The organism is uncultured Arenimonas sp. (genome assembly GCF_963976025.1).
Lineage (GTDB): Bacteria > Pseudomonadota > Gammaproteobacteria > Xanthomonadales > Xanthomonadaceae > Arenimonas.
In genome coordinates, this window is sequence record NZ_CAXBJS010000278.1 from 1 (window position 1) to 1,916 (window position 1,916).

General features: G+C 70.4%; 1 protein-coding gene and 1 pseudogene. One reads left to right on the plus strand and one right to left on the minus strand.

Features of this window, described 5'->3' with window-relative positions; translation table 11 throughout:
• Positions 1-1,143 (plus strand): replication-associated recombination protein A (locus tag AACZ35_RS14050; RefSeq protein ID WP_339830365.1); only part of this gene is annotated, 1,143 nt, incomplete at its 5' end.
• A gap of 6 nt (positions 1,144-1,149) precedes the next feature.
• Here the strand turns inward: AACZ35_RS14050 and AACZ35_RS14055 are convergent.
• A pseudogene (locus AACZ35_RS14055) lies at positions 1,150-1,916 on the minus strand (peptidase M14); the annotation flags it as partial.

Below are 1,916 nucleotides of genomic sequence, written 5' to 3' on the forward strand. Positions count from 1 at the left end.
GGCAAGACCACCCTGGCCCTGCTGCTGGCGCGCTACGCCGAAGCCGAGTTCGTGGCCATATCGGCGGTGCTGTCGGGCCTGCCGCAGGTGCGCGAGGTGCTGGCGGCCGCCGAGGCCCGCTTCAACGAAGGCCGGCGCACGGTGCTGTTCGTGGACGAGGTGCACCGCTTCAACAAGACCCAGCAGGACGCCTTCCTGCCGCACATCGAACGCGGCAGCATCCTGTTCGTCGGCGCCACCACGGAAAACCCAAGCTTCGAACTCAATTCGGCGCTGCTCTCGCGCTGCCGGGTGCACGTGCTCGAGGCCGTGTCGGTGGACGACATCATCGCCGCCCTGCGCCGCGCGCTGGACGATGAAACACGCGGCCTGGGCGGGCAGGGCATCGAGGTCGACCAGGCGCGCCTGCGCGACATCGCCGGCGCCGCCGACGGCGACGTGCGCCGGGCGCTGACCCTGCTCGAGATCGCCGCGGAACTGGCCGCCGATGAAGGCGGCCACATCACCGAGGCCACCCTGACCCAGGTGCTGGCCGACCGCACCCGGCGCTTCGACAAGGGCGGCGAGCTTTTTTACGACCAGATCTCGGCCCTGCACAAATCCGTGCGCAGCTCGAACCCGGACGCCGCGCTGTACTGGTTCGCGCGCATGCTCGACGGCGGCTGCGACCCGGGCTACCTGGCCCGGCGCATCACCCGCATGGCGGTCGAGGACATCGGCCTGGCCGACCCGCGCGGCCTGCAGATCTGCGTGGAAGCCTGGGACACCTACGACCGCCTGGGCAGCCCGGAAGGCGACCTGGCGCTGGCGCAGGCGGTGATCTACCTGGCCAGCACCGCCAAGTCCAACGCCGGCTACGTGGCCTTCAAGGCGGCGCAGTCGGACGTGCGCGAAACCGGCACCCTGGACGTGCCGCTGCACCTGCGCAATGCGCCGACCAAGCTTATGAAGTCGCTCGGATACGGCAGCGGCTACCAGTACGACCACGACGCGCCCGAGGGCATCGCCCTGGGCCAGACCGCGTTCCCGGAAGCCATGGGCGAGCGCGTGTATTACCAGCCGGTCGAGCGTGGCCTGGAGATCAAGCTCAAGGAAAAACTCGACCGCCTGCGCGCCGCCCGCGAGGCGGCACGCAAGGGCTGAGCCGGCTCAGCGCGGGTCGCTGCCCACGCGCAGCACCGGGTAGCGGTCCAGCGCCTGGTCGTAGGACGCATGCCGGCGGTAGAAGAAGTCCAGCCGCGCTGCCGGGCTGGCGGCAAAACCGGCGTCTTCGGCCAGGCGCTTTTCGAAGGCTTCGCGAAGCGCCGGATCCCTGGCCAGCATCTCCCGCGCCACGTCCTCGGCCACGTAGGCCTCCATGTATTCCTTGGCTTCGAAGTGGTTGTTGAACCAGCCCCAGGCCAGCAGGGAGTCGGGCGCCCGCGGCTCCAGCAGCGCCATCACCAGGCGCGAGCGCGGCTGGCGGATCGGCACGAACAGGGCGCCCTTGCCCAGCGCCACGGTTTCGTCCGCCCATTCGCCGTCAACTGCCAGCGTCTGCCGGCCTTCGACCGGGCTGGCGCCGAACTTCTTGCTGGTGGCGCGGAACGACTGCACGTCGGTTTCCGCCAGCGCCGGAAGCTCATGGAAGACCAGGTCGTGCAGGCGCAGCTTGGCGGCCACCAGCGCCGCGTGTTCGGCCGGCACCAGGTAACCCGCGCCGGGCCGCGGCACGGTGATCGCCGGCTGCACGTCGTCGCGCATCGGCACCTGCCACAGCTGCGGCGTGGTCTCGTCGTAGCGGGTCATCAGCGCGCCGGACACGTCCGAGGGTTCGCGGGTGTAGGCGTAACCGCGGAAATCAATCGTGCGCACCTTGTCGCTGGCCGCGAAGGTCAGCGGCGCCGGCGTCGGGTCGGGCTGGCTGGCGGCGACGT